The organism is Acetobacter sp. DmW_043 (genome assembly GCF_002153485.1).
GTDB classification, from domain to species: domain Bacteria; phylum Pseudomonadota; class Alphaproteobacteria; order Acetobacterales; family Acetobacteraceae; genus Acetobacter; species Acetobacter thailandicus.
This window is the reverse complement of sequence record NZ_JOMN01000021.1, coordinates 57,521-73,854: the sequence shown is the minus strand read 5'-3', so window position 1 is coordinate 73,854 and position 16,334 is coordinate 57,521. Positions and strand designations below refer to the sequence as shown.

At 49.8% G+C, this 16,334-nt stretch carries 13 protein-coding genes; 1 reads left to right on the top strand and 12 read right to left on the bottom strand.

What is annotated here, in order from left to right:
• Positions 1 to 79 precede the first annotated feature (79 nt).
• From HK11_RS07455 to HK11_RS07420, 8 genes are all read right to left on the bottom strand, one after another.
• A complete protein-coding gene (locus tag HK11_RS07455) occupies positions 80 to 1,318 on the bottom strand; it encodes an MFS transporter (RefSeq protein ID WP_369822932.1) in 1,239 nt (412 codons plus the stop codon).
• 374 nt (positions 1,319 to 1,692) lie between these two features.
• Complete coding sequence (locus tag HK11_RS07450; RefSeq protein ID WP_086554725.1) at positions 1,693 to 2,445, bottom strand: Asp/Glu racemase; 753 nt, start codon at positions 2,443 to 2,445, stop codon at positions 1,693 to 1,695.
• Positions 2,446 to 2,533: 88 nt separating this feature from the next.
• A complete protein-coding gene (locus HK11_RS07445) occupies positions 2,534 to 3,328 on the bottom strand; it encodes an alpha/beta fold hydrolase (protein WP_086554724.1) in 795 nt (264 codons plus the stop codon).
• A gap of 17 nt (positions 3,329 to 3,345) precedes the next feature.
• Positions 3,346 to 3,984 (bottom strand): isochorismatase family protein, encoded by a 639-nt coding sequence (locus HK11_RS07440; protein ID WP_086554723.1) that lies wholly within the window; start codon positions 3,982 to 3,984, stop codon positions 3,346 to 3,348.
• A complete protein-coding gene (locus HK11_RS07435; RefSeq protein ID WP_086554722.1) occupies positions 3,981 to 5,021 on the bottom strand; it encodes a 2,5-dihydroxypyridine 5,6-dioxygenase in 1,041 nt (346 codons plus the stop codon). The genes HK11_RS07440 and HK11_RS07435 overlap by 4 nt, the downstream gene beginning before the upstream one ends.
• Positions 5,022 to 5,089: 68 nt before the next feature.
• Positions 5,090 to 8,662, bottom strand: a complete 3,573-nt coding sequence (locus tag HK11_RS07430; protein ID WP_086554721.1) for a molybdopterin cofactor-binding domain-containing protein — start codon at positions 8,660 to 8,662, stop codon at positions 5,090 to 5,092.
• Positions 8,663 to 9,142: a (2Fe-2S)-binding protein gene (locus HK11_RS07425; protein ID WP_086554720.1), complete on the bottom strand. Its 480-nt coding sequence runs from the start codon at positions 9,140 to 9,142 to the stop codon at positions 8,663 to 8,665.
• 24 nt (positions 9,143 to 9,166) lie between these two features.
• The gene (locus tag HK11_RS07420) at positions 9,167 to 10,291 is read right to left on the bottom strand and encodes an FAD-dependent monooxygenase (RefSeq protein WP_086554719.1); all 1,125 of its coding nucleotides are present in this window, start codon (positions 10,289 to 10,291) and stop codon (positions 9,167 to 9,169) included.
• 344 nt (positions 10,292 to 10,635) lie between these two features.
• Here HK11_RS07420 and HK11_RS07415 point away from each other — a divergent pair, with 344 nt between their 5' ends.
• Positions 10,636 to 11,073 (top strand): MarR family winged helix-turn-helix transcriptional regulator, encoded by a 438-nt coding sequence (locus tag HK11_RS07415; RefSeq protein WP_086554718.1) that lies wholly within the window; start codon positions 10,636 to 10,638, stop codon positions 11,071 to 11,073.
• Between the two features lie 4 nt (positions 11,074 to 11,077).
• Here the strand turns inward: HK11_RS07415 and HK11_RS07410 are convergent, their stop codons facing one another.
• From HK11_RS07410 to HK11_RS07395, 4 genes are read right to left on the bottom strand one after another with little or no spacing between them, the layout of a single operon-like run.
• Complete coding sequence (locus tag HK11_RS07410; RefSeq protein ID WP_086554717.1) at positions 11,078 to 11,530, bottom strand: MarR family winged helix-turn-helix transcriptional regulator; 453 nt, start codon at positions 11,528 to 11,530, stop codon at positions 11,078 to 11,080.
• Positions 11,530 to 13,071, bottom strand: a complete 1,542-nt coding sequence (locus HK11_RS07405) for a TolC family protein (protein WP_086554716.1) — start codon at positions 13,069 to 13,071, stop codon at positions 11,530 to 11,532. Before HK11_RS07405 ends, HK11_RS07410 begins: the two co-directional genes overlap by 1 nt.
• Positions 13,072 to 13,088: 17 nt before the next feature.
• Positions 13,089 to 15,305, bottom strand: coding sequence for an FUSC family protein (locus HK11_RS07400; protein ID WP_086554715.1), 2,217 nt, complete (start codon positions 15,303 to 15,305; stop codon positions 13,089 to 13,091).
• The gene (locus HK11_RS07395) at positions 15,302 to 16,333 is read right to left on the bottom strand and encodes an HlyD family efflux transporter periplasmic adaptor subunit (protein ID WP_086554714.1); all 1,032 of its coding nucleotides are present in this window, start codon (positions 16,331 to 16,333) and stop codon (positions 15,302 to 15,304) included. The genes HK11_RS07400 and HK11_RS07395 overlap by 4 nt, the downstream gene beginning before the upstream one ends.
• Position 16,334 lies beyond the last annotated feature (1 nt).

Genomic DNA, 16,334 nt, shown 5'->3' with positions numbered 1-16,334 from the left:
CTTATTGTCCTGATCTGCTCCTGGATACGCATATCCAGACCCCTTGGGAAAATAATACCAGAGCTTTTTAGCTCGCTTTTTACTTCATCTTCTCTTTTGGGATCAGAAGAACTGAAATACTGCCCAGAAAGACCATGGCGGCAAACAGCCATATAACGCCTGCCATACCACCAGTCATGCTACGGGCATAACCCACCAGTGCTGTTGCAAAAAAACCTGCAATGTTAGCAACTGATCCGGCAAGTGCCAGGCCTACAGCGGCACTATTTCCTTTCAGCATAAGAGAAGGTAACACCCAGAATGGCGGCAACGCGCCGAGAATACCCATATTCGCAACGGTAATGCAGGCAATAGTCATTGCAATATTACCTGCACAAAATGGAATACAGGCCATAGAAAGACTGCCAAACAGAATGGGAAGAACAATATGCCAGCGACGCTCACCGTGCTTATCAGAGCTACGACCAATTACAAACATACTGATAACAGCGCCAATTTGTGGAATAGCACTCAGACACCCGATTTCAAGTGTTGAGCGTATCCCTTCATCATGCAGCAAAGACGGTGTCCAGAATGCAATGGTGTATAAACCAAGCAGAAGTGTACCATCAACGACACCCAGCAACCACACCCATGGGTTACGAAACGCCGCAACAATGCTGCTTGTCATACTCACTTTTTCTAAAATTGCAGGGTTAGCTGCATACAGTGTATCTACATCCTGTTTGTTTAACCATGAAGCTTTCTCTGGTGATGCTGGCAGCATCAGAAAAACAGCAATACCGATCACAACAGGAGGCGCAGCCTCCCAGAAAAATAACCAGCGCCAGCCTTCATATCCCCCTACACCATTCAGACTTTGCATTAACCAGCCAGACAGAGGACCACCAATCACACTGGCAAGAGGAATACCGGCCATAAAAACTGCTGTAACTTTCGAACGGTAATGCGGTGGAAACCAGACAGCCAGATAATACAAAACACCAGGCATAAAACCAGCTTCTGCGATTCCAAGCAGTACACGCAAAACGTAAAACTGCGTTGGTGTATGTACAAACATCATCGCGCCAGAGCATAAACCCCAGGTAATCAGAATCCGGGCAATCCAGTTTCTGGCACCAAATTTAACCAGAAAGAGATTACTGGGCACCTCACACAAAATATAACCAAGAAAAAAAAGCCCTATACCAAGCCCATATGCGGCCTCACTCATTCCCAGGTCAGAGAGCATCCTGAGTTTTGCATAACCAACATTCACGCGGTCAAGATATGAGGCAAGAAAGCCAAGAAACAGCAAGGGCAGGATACGCTGCGCCATTTTTGCATATAGCCTGTCTTGTTTCTGATCAGAACAGGCCTCCTGTTCATAAACAGCTGTATTTTGCATGAGCGCTCCAGAAAATATCGTGTACCAGATTGGTCCGAAAAAACGACCTGCTACGCCCCAGGACTTATTGTTTCGGTAACGATATTATCTTAGCGTACACACGATTAATGTGAATAATATATTTTGATTATGAAACATTAATTTTTGTTACAGAAAAACGAAATTTATTGAAAAATAAACTAAATGCTAAATTTTATATCATCATGATAACGCGATAACCCCCTTTACCAGCCGATGTTAAGAGCAGGTAAAGGGGGCTATCTTTATTAAGGACGAAGTATATCCCTCGCCCTTAATCAGTAATTTTAATACGTACCCGAAAGCAGAGCGCCGCCACCTGGTGCAATTGCTTCAAGCCTGAGCGCTTTTAACATTGCATATGTTGTAGCAACAGCCGCACTTAAAGCTGGTTTACCGGTCAACGCTTCAACAGCAGAAATAACTGGCAGAGATGGCATCTGCACACAGGCCGAAACCACAACAGCATCAGCCTCCTGATAGCGTAACCCTTTAATAATTTCTGGCAGACGCTGACAATCATGACGGCCAACATCAAGATTGTCGGGTATTTCAAGTGCTACGTAATCGATAACTTCAATGCCCTCACGAGTGATATAATCGACAACAAGCTCCGTCAGGGGGCGCATATAAGGTGCTACAACTACAATTTTCTTTGCGCCAAGCACTTTAAGACCATCAATCAAGGCACCCGCACTGGTAATAACCGGTGCAGGATGGCCATTTTCAACCGTTCTTTCATGCAACCTTTTTTCTGAAACGCGATGATAACCAGGCCCCATCGACATTGTTGCAACAAGACAGGCATAACCCAGCACATCAAGTGCGGCATCACTCAGCTCAAGCGCACAACGATCTGACTGCCCATCCATCGCAGACAGCTCATCTTTACTCACTGTTTTCATACGCATACGTGACGAATGAAACGTAAAACGTTCAGGACGAATAGTTTCACGCAGACGAATCAGAGCAGGAATTTCAGTTTCCATTGTGATGTTAGAACTCGGAACAATCTGCCCGATACGGTAAACTGGTTTCATAAAAACACCTTAAATAATATGCAGGTTCCGGCTCTGATTCTCGCCGTTTATACCCACTTTCAACATTAACAGGTCACAACATGCAGGATTATCTGACAGAAACTGCCTTGTAAAAACCCTCTTCATTATCCCAGGGAATCATATGGCCGGCATCCGGGACGTGAACAATTTTAATAGCCGGATTCAGACCTGAAATTTCTTCTTCATCTTCTTTCTGAATGACACCACCGCGAGTTGCCACAACCAGCAGGGCCGGAACACTCAGATGTGGTAAATCCTGATGAATGTCTTCTGTGTGAAACTTTTCAAACGTAATACGCGTTGCCAGCTCATCACAGGTGTGCAGCCATTCAGCACGCAGCTGAAGCTGCTCATCTGTCCAGGTCGGGCAGAAACGACGCATATCTTCAGCGCTCATTCCCAGACGTGAAAGACGAATAGACTCTGTATACCAGTCAAGTTTTGCAGGATAAGCACGACGACCAGGACCACTTACAGGTGGGTCAACAAGCACAAGCTGCTTCAGCTCAGAAGGTTCTTTACGCGCGGCACGAATGGCAATACGTGCGCCCATAGAGTGACCCATCAGCGTCACGTCTTTCAACCCAAGAGCTGCAATAAAAGCCAGGGCATCATCTGCATAACTGTCGAGATCATAGTTCAGGTCAGGACCGGTTGAAGAAAGCCCCCGACCTCTTACATCAAGAATATATACATCATACTCTGCAGCCAGACGCTCCCCTACAAATCCCCAGGTGATAGCCGGACTGGTAATACCAGGGATAAGAACCAGCGGCTTACCTTTACCACCATAACGCAGATAATGCTGACGAATGCCATTAGCATGCACATTCGCGCCATACATCAAGTTAGATTCATTCATTATTCTGACCTTACTTTTTACTGAGCGTCAGAAATACGTGACAGTAAGGTCTCAAGCGACATCACATCACCGCATTTCTGCGCCATATCAAACAAATTAGCTTCATGCGGACCAATGGCTCGATCTCCTACACAATCGGAGACAATCACCGGGCGGAAACCTGCCTGCATGGCATCAAGCACACTGGCACGCACACAGCCTGAAGTTACGCACCCGGCGACAACCACTGTCTGCACACCATGCGTAACAAACCAGGCTGCCAGAGGTGTACCGGCAAACGCTGACGGTACCGTTTTACGCACAACATACTCACCCGGGAGCGGGGCCAGTTCAGGCACAATAGCTGATGCGGGATTATTTTCCGTCAGCCCCAGCATGGAAGGGACTTTCATGGAAAAAATATTTGCATCAGAGCCATCATCGGCAAAAACAATGCGCGTGTGAGCAATTTTCCAGCCATGATGACGGGCCTCTGCCAGCAAAGTGCGCGTACGCTCCATAGCCTGAGGGATGTTGCCCCCGCCAAAAGCATCAGGATCAGCAAAGCCATTTACAAAATCAACAATAAGTAAGCCAATACCACCAGCAATACCGATTTCGTTGCCAAAGCCCTGTTTTTCATAACGGGCTTCATCACGCTGATGTCCGTTTGTCATGCGTAGTCTCCTGTCAGTTTGCCGTCCTGCACAACGGTTTCATCATCAATTTTTACTGTGCAGTTGCGCATTGGAATATCAATATGACATGCCGTATCACGCTCACCACCGGCTTCGTTATTCGGGCCGGTTGACCACAGGAAGTTACCTGCACAGGCCCGCGGGTCCATACCAATGCTGGCTTCACCATCATAAAAGCCCATAACAGCCCAGTGCGCACGGTTTTGCAGGCCCCAGCCAATATGCGAAATCGCAAAAACCTCCGGGTCGTTAAAGCTTTCCATATAATCGCGCAGATGCTCTGCTTCAAAACCACCCTCAATGGCTTTTACGTAACCATTTTCCAGATGACAGGTGATAGGTGACGTAATGTAACTTTTCTGCGGCAGTAAAATATCACCTGGTGCAAGGACAATTTTACCCTGAGCAGTACCCTCATTTGCCCAGGTTGCCAGGAAGCCACTCGGCCAGTGATCCCACCGGCCAGGCTTATCAACAAAACCATATTCTTCAAGAATAGGATACTGCCCCAGAGCAAAAGTTGCATCTGTTCCGGCAGATGATGTCACCGTCATAGTCTTTGCAGCTCTCAGCCGGGCTGAAGCTGTTAGTACTTTCGTGCGGTCCTCCTCTGTCGGAGTCATACGCACCAGAATTTCGGGCGGCTCTACAACGAGGAGAATACGCCCGCCTGCTTCCAGAATCTCATGCTGTTCGGCTGAAAAAAGCAGCGTCATCAGATCAAGAACCAGGTCACTGGCTTTCAGCATCTCTACAGCGGCACGATTACCGGTCAGTGGCGTTTTACCCACGTAAGCCAGTGGGTCACGTGACAGAGAAATTCCGCCATTAGATGGTTGCAAATCAAGGCGATTTGCAAAAGCACCTTTCTCCTGCACGGCCAGAATAGCACAACGCAGTGTCTGCTCGTTCGTCGCACTTGACGTCAGCAGCGTAACACTCTGACCTGCCTGCAGGTTACACAGCCCCAGAACCTGACGCCAGGACTGGACGAGTTCATAATCACTTACTGGCATGGGCATGTTCCTTTTACAAAAGGCGTTTTCTTACAGAGCCATTTTATGAAAAACTGAGATGGCACTTTTCAATGCCCTCCCTGTGCGCGAATACGTGAAACCTGACCGGTAAGATCAGTCCATGCATTTTTATCAGGTGCCATCGTACGCCGCAGAAAAGAGAGAATTTCTGCAATCTGCCGGTCAGAGAAGACATTACGATAAGCTGGCATAGTCGTCGCCGTCTGATGCGCCGGATCTGGTGCACCATCAAGTAAAATACGAATAATATTATCAGGATTTTCAGCCTGAATGTTCGTATTCAGTGCAAGTTGCGGACGCGCCCCATAAAGATGAGCGGCCTCGCCCTCATGACAGGCCGCACAGGCTGTTTTATAAATCCTCCCACCTTCGCCTTTTTCCAGTGCCTGAAGCGAGGCTGAACGCGCCAGAATCTGCTCACGCTGGCTTTGCACAGGTATAGTTGTCTGACGTGTATCGAACGAAGCAATATAATGTGCAATCGCTCTGACATCATCATCAGGCAGCTCTGACATAGCATGCACCACAGGGGCCATCGGGCCGCCAGCGGGACCATGGTTCGGGCTGAAACCAGTGCGCAGATAGGCATACAGATCACCTTCGCTCCACGGCAGAGGGGAATCTGATAAGGCTGAAAGTGGCGGGGCACTCCAGCCCTCTGCCTCACCACCAGCCAGATAATTTTTCTGCCAGCGTTCAGCTCCCAGCGCGTTACGTGGCGTATGACAGGCAGAGCAATGCCCTGCACCCTCAGCCAGATAGGCCCCCCTGTTCCACTGCTCTGAGCGGGCTGGATCCGGTACAAAAGGTGTTGTGCGATGAAAAAGAGTATTCCACCCGGCAAGGGAGAAACGCATATTATACGGAAAACGCAGTGATGTTACGGGAGGCTGCTTTTCAACAGGCTTTTGCGACATCAGGTAAGCATAAAGCGCCTGCATATCCGTATCGTTGATTTTTGCAAAAGACGTGTAAGGAAAAGCCGGATAGAGATGCCGCCCGTCACGGCTTATACCCTGACGCATTGCCCGCTCGAACGCCGCATAAGACCACTGACCAATGCCTGTTTTGGGATCAGGCGTAAGGTTGGTCGTGTAAATTGTGCCAAAAGGCGTATCAAGCGCCAGACCACCGGCATTTTCAGCGCCACCATGTGCAGTATGACACACAGCGCAGTCACCCGCAGCGGCGACCAGCTTCCCTTTTGCAATAATTTCGGGGGAGAACATGCCTGGTACAGGGGGTGCAACCGGAGCAATAGCAGCACGCCATGGCATAAGCGTTGCCAGCATACCCCCGGCTACAGCAACAGCCGTACCAAGCCCGGCACGGCGCAACAAACCTTTAAATCCCAGCCCGGCCATGGCTGGTTTTGCGGGCTCGCCCCCAAGAGCCAGAGGCGGCACCAGTGAAAGCGGAACCGGCTTTAACGGGCCCAGCACTTCGTCAAGGCGGGCTTTCACCTTTTCCGGAGTGAACGGGGCATCACGAAAGCGCACACCTGTTGCCGCATATAACGCATTTGCAATAGCCGCAGCACTCGGCACCGAGGCGGATTCCCCCGCACCAAGAGGCGGTTCCTCCGGCCGGTTCATCAGCACTGGTTCAATTTTTGGCACGTCAGGAAACTGGATAATGGGATAACCACCCCACTCCTGACTTTCAACCCCACCTTTGTCGAACGTCACCTGCTCCTGCAACGTGCGGCTGACGGACTGAATGACATTTCCCTGTAACTGGTGGCGTACACCGGCAGGATTGATCATCAGACCGGCATCCTGCCCGACTACGGCACGGGTTACACTGACCTCACCTGTAAGACGATCCACCTCAACATCCGTAACCCAGGCAGACCATGCCGCAGGTTTACCAGGGAACGGACCATGCACATACAGTGCATAGGCAAGACCACGTCCGCTTAATGTGCGGTCAGCCGGGTCAGGACGCGGCGCTTCGGTACGCGGCTGCCACTCTGCCCGTGCTGCGGTCGCTTTAAGCAGTTCTGCCGCACGTTTATCAGGCAGATAACGCAGGCGATATTCAAGAGGATCAATACCAGCTTCCGCAGCCAGCTCATCAATATAGCTGTCATGTGCAAAGCTGTTGGGCAGAGCCGACACACCACGAAACCACGATGCACGCGCTATTGGCGGCATGTCCTTTACCGTCACGCGGGCATTGGCATACTCATAAGGAGGAACTGATGTCCGGTCCCCCATCTGTGCAATTTCAGGCACCTCAGCAGGAACTACCCCGGTCAGCACCAGCGCCAGCAGGGGAGACACGTTAGAAGGGTAACTGGTATCAAGATTATACGCGACAGGTGCTCCGGTTTCGTCGAGCCCTCCCTTAATACTGACAAGCTGTGCAGCACCTTTAGGCTCCCACACATGCTCCTGCATACGGGTAAGCTGCACTCTGACCGGCCTGCCAACAGCACGCGATAACAGCGCAGCATCGCCCCCGACATCATCTGCGCAATTACGGCCATAACACCCGGCTGCCTCGTGGCGCACAATGCGCACAGAGGCAACAGGCAGACCCATCAGCATAGCAATATCGGCCTGAAGCATGTGGGGGTTTTGCGTGCCAGACCAGACAGTCAGCTCATCCGCCTGCCATGACGCCACAGAGCAGGATGGCCCTATTGAACCATGCATCTGATAAGGCCAGAAATATTCACGGTCCATACGATGCGTAACAGCGTCCAGAGCACTATCCACATCACCACGATCCAGGACAACACGCGGCTCGTAAGGGTTCTGACGCAGGGCCTCTGCCGGATCGGATAAATCCGGTACAGCAACCGGGCTCCAGGTGACTTTCAGAGCCTCGGCAGCAGCAATAGCCTGCTCTTCACGCTCTGCGACCACACCAACAAAATCACCAATGACCACAACATCAACCAGGCCTGCGATATGCGCGACAGAGGCACGATCAACATCAAGCAGGGCACGCCCGACGAATGGCCCATGGTCGAACCCGCCATAAGGCGGCCGAATAACACGCCCGTGAAGCATGCCATCAACACGCACATCGTGCACGTAAACCATGCGGCCTGTAACTTTGTCGGGAATATCAACACGTGGCTGATTTTTACCAACGACTTTATAGTCAGCCGGTGCTTTAACCGGCGTGCTCTCATCAAGCTCCACGCGCAGGGTCATCCCCCGCACAAGGTCGCCCAGCGTTAACGCGGGCTGATCAGCCGGGCCACCTGCCAGAACACCAGAGGAAAAAGAAAGTACTGCACTGTCACACCCGGTCAGCTCAGCAGCGCGGGCAAGCAAAATTTTACGCGCCTGTGCTGCTGCACGCAAAATAGGGCGTGAGGAAATCTGTATTGTTTCACTGGCAATTGTAGCACCCTGATCAGGTGTACTATCAGTATGCCCCAGCACCATACGTACCTGTGAGGGGGCAGCATCAAGCTCTTCAGCAACAATCTGAGCCAGCGATGTTGCAATACCTGTACCCAGATCAACGTGCCCACAAAAAGCGGTAACCTGACCATCCTCATCAATCTGAACAAGCACTTCATCACGCTGAATAAAATCAGCACGGGCAACCAGACCTGCAGGAGGAAGAGATTTACGAAAAATCTGGAGTGCAGAACCCATTTACCGCTCCTCTTCCTGTTCAAGGCCAGCAGCTATCCGTGCTGCACGCATAATTTCAACATGCGTACCACAGCGACACAGATTATAACGCAAAGCCTCCTGCAAAGCTTTTTCATCCGGGTTGGGCACAGCATCAAGAAAAGCACGCAATGTCATGACCATACCATTAAGACAATAGCCACATTGCGCAGCCTGAGCAGTGACCATCGCTTTTTGCACAGGGTCACTCCCATCGGGAGAAAGTCCTTCAAGGGTCACGATGTTTTTGCATCGGCCTGCAGCCTCGACCGACACAACGCAGCTACGCGCTGCCTTACCGTCAAGCAGCACTGTGCAGGCTCCGCACGCCCCCAGACCACAACCATATTTGGGGCCATTCAGCCCCAGGCTATTACGTAATATGGTCAGTAAAGGCGTGCCGGCAGCAGCCTCTACCTCGCATTGTTTACCGTTTACTGTCAGAAAGACGCTGGCTGCCATAACGCCCTTCTCCTTTTTCTGAAGTTACCCGATCGTCAGATCATAAATGTTATCACCATAACACCAGTAGGGATCTTCAGGCTGACGCAGCCAGGTATTCGCATTAGAAATTGTCTGCACCTTTGTCGCGCGCTCTTTGCGTGCACTCTGGTAAATGCTGAATGTGTGTGTCAGGTCAGACGTGCCAATCTCACTCAGGCAACGCGCCAGAACAGCCGCATCTTCAACTGCCATAGCTGCGCCCTGTGCCATATGTGGCTTCATCGGATGACAGGAATCACCCAGCAGAACAGTGCGCCCCTGATGCCAGACCGGCAAAGGCGGGCGTGTATTAAGCGGCCATTTTGTGACTGTTTCTGTCGCATCAATATAGCCCTGCACCATTGGATGAAATCCTTTAAATGCGGCACGGAACTCATCACGCGTACTGGGCAGCTGCCCTACAGAAGACGTCCACTCAGCCGGCTCACCTGTCACGAGGTAGAACTCATCCTCATTACGATCGAGATAATAGCAGACGATGTGACGATCCTCTGACCACCATTTAGCATTCAGATCTGCACCCAGGCTTTTTGCAGCCGCACCCGGAATAATAGCACGATGCGCGATCCAGCCGGTAGAAAGAGGGGCTTCATACCCAAACATTTTTTCGCGGATACGTGAATTGATACCATCAGAACCGATCAGAAAATCGACTTTTTCGGTAACACCATTCTCAAACTCAAGCGTCACACTCTTACCGTCATCGGTAAAATCAACCAGCTTGTGGTTATATTTTACACGCTCAGGGCTGATGCAGTTCAGCATAGCCTGATGCAGGTCGCCGCGATGGATAGTGATGTAAGGTGCACCATAACGTTCACGCTCAGCATTAAGCGGAATTTTAGCCATGACAGTACCGTCATCCCACTTACGACTCACCCAGTAATCTGGCAGGCAGGAGACACTCTCAAGCTTTTCAGCCAGACCATCGAGAGTAGAGAGAATTTTGATAACATTAGGGCCAAACTGAATACCCGCACCCAGACGGGCAAAAGCTGGTGCCTGGTCAAACAGCACAACGTCAAAACCCGCTTTTTCCAGCAGCCCTGCTGCTGCGACACCGCCCAGCCCTGCGCCGACAATGCCTACACGACCTTTATCCGACATACCGCTTCTCCTGACAGACAACAAATAACATTATATGGTGTATACGCTATATCTGAATGTTCTGATATGAAAACAAAAAGGTCAAGATGATTCTTGCTGAAAAGAACTGTCTTTATATCAAATTAAGATTAATTTTTCTTTAAATAAGCGAAAATATCTTCTGCTTATAACGTAAAAAACCGCGTGTGCGTCATTGCCATAGCCTGTCTGCCAGGGCATTATAGCACCTGTATATTTCACGCTAAAGTCAGGTCAGACCGTGACCCACACTCAGGGCCTGATCTGTTTTGTGCCCTGCCAGCCAAAAATCACGTGTCATTTGTCTTTGTAAGGTGCACACGAGTATGGAAGATAGTAAACAGTATATTCTTGATGCGCAGATTGGCTTTCTGCTGCGGCGCGCTTATCAGCGTCATACTGCTATTTTTCAGGAACACATTCCTGATGACCATCTGACATCAGCACAATTTGCCGTTCTGGTCACAGTTCAAAAACTACATACTGCCTCCCTGGTGCAGATCAGCCAGCAAACCGCCATAGATCATGCCACATTACGGGATATTGTCTCGCGCCTCAAAAAACGGGGGCTTGTAAAAGTAGAGCAAAGCAAACAGGACCGCAGACAAAAGCTGGTCTCACTGGAAAAAGAAGGGGCTTTGCTTGTTGAAAAAACCATACCTGTTGCTCTGCAGGTAACAGAGTTAACCCTCGCCCCGCTGACAGAATGTGAACATGTTGCCGCGCTGCATATTCTGCAGAAATTATCACTTACGAACGATTAAGATTTTATATTCTGTAATGACCTGAAATATCTTTCACAACACTGTATACCTCTTCAAGAAGTGGCCTAAAGTTTTTATGATCACTTAATTTTTGTATGACTTCATTTTCGACCTCAGATGCTATTTTAAGAACATACTCAATACGTTTATTACCCTCGTCAGTTATGACGATATAATGAGCACGCCTGTCATTTTTGTCCGGCACACGCGTAATCAAACCCTGCAGTTCAAGGTTGCGCAACGTTCTTACAACTGATGATTTATCAAGAAACAAAGCTTCAGCAATATCCTTCTGGTGCATGGGGCGGTTCTGTCGTTTTAACTCAAGTAAAGGCTGCCATGTTGCATCAGTCAGACCATAAGGCAGCAACCGTATATTCAGAATATGACGCCACAAACGGGCTGTCTGATTAAGCATACGCCCCAGAGTTATCGTGTTTTCACTGCCATTATGCATCAGTTTACCTTCTCCGTTATGCCCGATATCTCCGAACCGGAGACAAGCTCTCCTGTTGCATGAGCCAGATTAGCAGCTTTTGTAAAGGCATCCGTTGTGCTCACTGCAAAAGCAGCCTGTGCCTGGTAGAGGGCTGCCACAGCAGCTGAAGCATCAGTAAACGTACCGACACCATGAGCATAAGCCTGCGATGCGCTGTTATAAGCTACCTGTGCTGCATCCCGCAGGGTCTGGGCTGAATGTACCTGTGCCAGTGCCGTTTTAAGTTCATCCAGAGCATCTGCCACCTCGCGTTCCATGCTAATCTGATCTTTAGCAAGCGTCGCTTCAGCCTGTGCCCTGCGCGATTCAGCAAGGCGCACAGTGTTGGCCCTCATGCCCCCCTGATAAACAGGCCAGCTGAGCTGAAGGAAAGCCTGCCCCTGAGGCTGAGCAATCGCTGACGCAGGGGCTGCCGAAGCCCCACCGTAGGTTTTAAGCTCACCAAGATAGGCCGATACATTGCTCGCAAGAGATATTCTGGGCTTCATCGTAGCTCTGGCACCTCTTAATGCGGCATCTTCGGCGCGAATTCTTGCAACATCAGCCATAATATCGGGTCGGGCCTGCAAGGCCTGATTAATAAGGCGCTGCAACTGCTGCTCAGGTATCTGCGGCAGACGATGCTCTGTGACCGGCTGTAATGTCAGCTCAGTCGTAGCAGGCAAGCCCAGCACCGCAAGTAAGGCATGCCAGGTAGCATGCTCAGTATCCTCTGCTTTATCACAATCATAATTCGCCTGTGCAAGGTTACGCCGGGCAATAGCTACATCAACAACTGTTGCCTCACCATGGGCATGTCGCGCATCAGCAGAACGCAACAGAACAGTTGCATGGTCTGCCGCAGCGTGTGATGCTTTCAGAATATTACGTGCTGCCTCATGCGCATAATAAGCACGAATAACCGCAAGAATAAGAGCCTGATGCACTGCCGTAAAACCAAAATTTGCGGCAAGAGCTTTTTGTTGTGCCTCCTGCACAAGAGATCTGCTATGACCAAAATCAAGCAAAAGATAGTCCAGCTCAAGTTTTGGAAAGACTGCTGCACCGTTAGATGTCAGATACCCTCGCTTTGAGAGGTAATTAGGCAACGGCAGTGCCATACGCTGGTAACCGCCCATTGCAGACAATGTAAGCTGAGGCATAAAGGCTGCTCGCGACATGCCAATATTAATTGCAGCCTGACGTGCACTTTCCCACGCAAAACGTGTATCAGGGTTGTGACGCTCGGCAATATCAATCATATCAGCAAGCCCGAGAGGCTGCGCTTTTATATCATCACCGACAGCAAGTCGTTTCTGCACTGAACGAATTTCAGAAACAGTATTTTTTTCACCCGGGATGACAAAACCTTTTATACCTTCAGGAATTTTAAGTCCTGTTGACGGAGAAGGATGCCATGGCAGATCAGCCCGCTCAGGAGCAAAGTTACGGGTATCATTACATCCGCACAGAAACAGCGTCAGAGACAAACTATAAAAGAGAGAAGAGTTTTTCATCATACATTTTTCATATGATATTATAAGGAAATTTCTGAAGTATTCAAAAAAGGTTTTGACCCTTCAGATATACAGTCACTGGCAGGTAACAAATTGTGTAAAATATATTGCACCCGCTGATTTAAAACAAAAAACCAGGCTTCACGCTGAGGATCATCAGGCAGATACGGAGGCTTTGGCAACTGACTGTAAAGCTGCTCTGTGCCCTGCCCGTCACTGACCCATTGTGCAAAAGTATCAAACCAGTTTTTTAGTTTCTCCATATGACCAAAAGCATCATCACTCACCGGCACATAAATATCAGCGAGAATTGCGACGGGCACGGCCAGCATCTGAATATGTGTGATGATACGGGTATCAATCTGACACACACCATCTGTATTTCTAACACCTGAAAGCTCCATCGGGGCATTTGCCATAGAGCTGCGTACTGCAGCCAGAGCCTTACCAAATTTCTCGCGTTCAATCTCCTGGGCTATATCAACCAGTTCTTCAGGATTACTGCGACGACAGATAACAAGGTCGCCAAGACCGCGTATTGCACTTACTAAATGACGACGAGCTCTGTCGGTCACACTTACAGGCCAGAAAAGTGTTGCAATAATATATACAACCACATTACCGATCAGAATACCGACAACACGATCACGCCCTGCTTCCATATCAAGCGTGGGGCCATAGCCGTGTAGCAAGGTCATAAAATAGGCCAGTGCAATCTGTACTCCTGCATAAGAAATGCGCGGACTACCACTCTTCACCCATCCGGCGAGAAACGTTACGGGAATAATGGCCAGCAAAAGGTCAGTGCAATCTGTCATATAAGGCATAAACACCAGAATCGTCACAATGCCCGATGCTGCCCCTATCAGTGCCCCGATAACCCGCAAAATCATTTTGTGAACACTGTCTCCCAGCGTCTCAAGAGAAACAAGAAAGCAGGTCACAACACATGTCTGAATACCGGGCCATGACGTAAAACGTGTGATGGCATAACAAACAGATACTGACAGCGCGATACGCATGGCCGCCTGCGTATATGCAGGATTAGTAAACGCATCGGGTTTAAAATAAGCACGGGCAGCTGCTTTTACATCAGGTGCAAATTCATGCGCTGAAACATCCGGCTTTAATAACAAAGCTCTTATTAAAGTCAGGCAACGAGCCATTTCGAGCGCCAGAGGATAGTAAAGAGAATCGTCACGAAAAACTTCTGCCTGTGCAATAAGATCTGTTGTTTCTCTCTCCAGTGCAGGAAGAAAAACTTTACGATTGCGCAACACATCAGCACAAAGACGGGCCAGACAGCTTATATCTCGCGTAAAATCTTTATTGTGGCCAGAATATAAACGCGACCATTCAACAAAAATCATAACCAGCCGCGCCATTGTACGAATTATGGCGATACCTGTACGATGTCGTGGCAACTCAGGATGAAGTCGCGCAGTCAGGTCATGTGCCTGCCTCAGTCCGGCAACACCCTCTGAGGCAAACCTGTTGACCGCAGACAAACCTTGTTTTTTTTGCACAGGGTCATCACTGCATGCACTGACAATAGCACTCAGTCGGCCGGCAAGCCCTGAACGTAGAGCAACGAGAGGATCATGCCCCGCAATTTTATTAATAAAAACAAGCAGAAAAAGGGCTATGAGAAATAATACGCCAATCCATAACAAAAGATGCAGTATCGCTTCCTCTGGCGGCATAAAAAGACTATCCGGCACCACACTATCTGTTGTGTTACCAACATAGCCATCAACCAGACTACCTGCTGACTGTAACAGATCAGCATTCATCGCCATATATACGATCCAGAAAAGTAAAATATTCAGGAATGGCCCCATTGTTGCAGCCTGCGATAAAAAACCGGCCCCCAGTGTCAGCAACAACATACATGGCAGTCTGATTGCAGGTTCAGACAAACTCATCATCAGCAAAACAATTGTCAGGCCAGTACCCACAATCATCGTCAGCCCGCCCATAAGAGCAGTACTCGCATTAGATGCGGCATCATTCCCTGAAAGGAAAAAACTAATAACAACCAGAATAGGCAGTTCGGGCACACGAAACGTTTCACCAATTATAATGGTGAGCATCGCCTGAACTAATAACAGAAGCGTATTACGCAGGCGCCCTGGTGTGGGTGCCATCTCCGCCAGTAAAAGACGTATTTTCTGAGGCGGATCTCCCTCATCAATCTGTGGCGGCAGCAGTTGCCCATGTGCTCCTGACGGGCTCATGGCATAACAACCACAACAACCGTAGCACCAATACGCATGAGCTGTTCTGGTGGGTTATCGAGCAAAATACGAACTGGAAAACGCTGTGCAATACGCACCCAGTTCAGTGTACGCGGCACTTTAGGCAAGCCATCTGCAACCGTGCCCTCATCTGGCACAACCCCGGCATTAAGGCTGCCTACCACACCATAAATCGGCTGATCTGGCTGAGCCATCGCATATACTTTGACCTTCTGCCCCACTTTAAGGGCGGCAAGCTGCGTTTCACGAAAGTTCGCAATAGCCCACCAGTGCTCACTATCTATCAGCGTAAAAACAGGCTTGCCGACAGAAGCATATTCCCCCGCAGCCGTGGTCAGGCTGGTCACAATACCATCACATGGAGCACGTACCGTTGTCAGGCGCAGGTCACGCCGGGCATTACGTAAAACTGCCTGCGCTGCGGCAAGGTCGGCCTTTAAAGGCGCAACACTGCGTACAGCCTGCCGTGAGGCCAGCGCAGAACGCAGAGCCTGCTCAAGGCCGGCCTCCGCGGTTTTTGTTTCTGTGCGGGCCTGATCCCGTGCTTCGTGTGTTACAAAACCCTGGCGGCTCAGAGGCTCAAGGCGGCTCTGTGTCATTTTAGCCAGTGCAAGGCGTGCGCGCGCACTGGTTACACTGCTGGCCTCAGCCTCAGCATGTGCAAGCTGAGAACTGACCTGACTGGTCTGCACATCGATCTGGGCCTGCAGGCTGTCAACCTGAGCCTGAGCCTGCTGCGCCCGGTATTCGTAAGGTTCAGAATCAATAACGAACAAAACCTGATTGCGTCTGACATACTCGTTATCCCGCACCGACATAGAAACAATGCGCCCACTGACCTCAGGTGCGAAATGAATAATATCGGCGGTCAGATAAGCATCTTCTGTACGGGGGCGGTGATGGAGACGATTCAGAACTAACAGCCCGAGAACCACGCAGCTGAACAACGACAGAATAAGCAGAGAGACGCCCCCTGCTCTTACCGGAGAGAATTTAAAGCGTGCCATG

Coding starts and splice junctions, on each gene's coding strand:
- HK11_RS07455 (WP_369822932.1), bottom strand. CDS start 1,318: ATGGCGCAGCGTATCCTGCCCTTGCTGTTTCTTGGCTTTCTTGCCTCA.
- HK11_RS07450 (WP_086554725.1), bottom strand. CDS start 2,445: ATGAAACCAGTTTACCGTATCGGGCAGATTGTTCCGAGTTCTAACATC.
- HK11_RS07445 (WP_086554724.1), bottom strand. CDS start 3,328: ATGAATGAATCTAACTTGATGTATGGCGCGAATGTGCATGCTAATGGC.
- HK11_RS07440 (WP_086554723.1), bottom strand. CDS start 3,984: ATGACAAACGGACATCAGCGTGATGAAGCCCGTTATGAAAAACAGGGC.
- HK11_RS07435 (WP_086554722.1), bottom strand. CDS start 5,021: ATGCCAGTAAGTGATTATGAACTCGTCCAGTCCTGGCGTCAGGTTCTG.
- HK11_RS07430 (WP_086554721.1), bottom strand. CDS start 8,662: ATGGGTTCTGCACTCCAGATTTTTCGTAAATCTCTTCCTCCTGCAGGT.
- HK11_RS07425 (WP_086554720.1), bottom strand. CDS start 9,142: ATGGCAGCCAGCGTCTTTCTGACAGTAAACGGTAAACAATGCGAGGTA.
- HK11_RS07420 (WP_086554719.1), bottom strand. CDS start 10,291: ATGTCGGATAAAGGTCGTGTAGGCATTGTCGGCGCAGGGCTGGGCGGT.
- HK11_RS07415 (WP_086554718.1), top strand. CDS start 10,636: ATGGAAGATAGTAAACAGTATATTCTTGATGCGCAGATTGGCTTTCTG.
- HK11_RS07410 (WP_086554717.1), bottom strand. CDS start 11,530: ATGCATAATGGCAGTGAAAACACGATAACTCTGGGGCGTATGCTTAAT.
- HK11_RS07405 (WP_086554716.1), bottom strand. CDS start 13,071: ATGATGAAAAACTCTTCTCTCTTTTATAGTTTGTCTCTGACGCTGTTT.
- HK11_RS07400 (WP_086554715.1), bottom strand. CDS start 15,305: ATGAGCCCGTCAGGAGCACATGGGCAACTGCTGCCGCCACAGATTGAT.
- HK11_RS07395 (WP_086554714.1), bottom strand. CDS start 16,333: ATGGCACGCTTTAAATTCTCTCCGGTAAGAGCAGGGGGCGTCTCTCTG.